Origin of the sequence: Gluconobacter sp. Gdi (assembly GCF_014132155.1) — a bacterium.
In the GTDB taxonomy this organism is placed as follows: domain Bacteria; phylum Pseudomonadota; class Alphaproteobacteria; order Acetobacterales; family Acetobacteraceae; genus Gluconobacter.
This window is the reverse complement of the sequence record NZ_BLJQ01000086.1, coordinates 1-289: the sequence shown is the minus strand read 5'-3', so window position 1 is coordinate 289 and position 289 is coordinate 1. Positions and strand designations below refer to the sequence as shown.

General features: G+C 52.6%; 1 tRNA gene. It reads left to right on the top strand.

What is annotated here, in order from left to right:
* The first annotated feature begins 190 nt into the window (after positions 1-190).
* Positions 191-265, top strand: a tRNA-Gly gene (locus JN414_RS16595).
* Positions 266-289 lie beyond the last annotated feature (24 nt).

Sequence of the window (289 nt, the reverse complement as noted above, 5' to 3'; positions counted from 1 at the left end):
GAGCACAACCTTGCCAAGGTTGGGGTCGTGGGTTCGAATCCCATCACCCGCTCCAGTTTGAAAAAGACGCCTTAGGGCGTCTTTTTTCGTTTCTGGCTTAGTAAATGTTTCCTGATCAGGAAAATGCTTTTCCGCTCGTCTTTCCTCTTGCGGATATTGCAAGTTTCCGCCATAAGCCGCCTCACGGAATGCGGGTGTAGCTCAGGGGTAGAGCACAACCTTGCCAAGGTTGGGGTCGTGGGTTCGAATCCCATCACCCGCTCCAGTTTGAAAAAGACGCCTTAGGGCG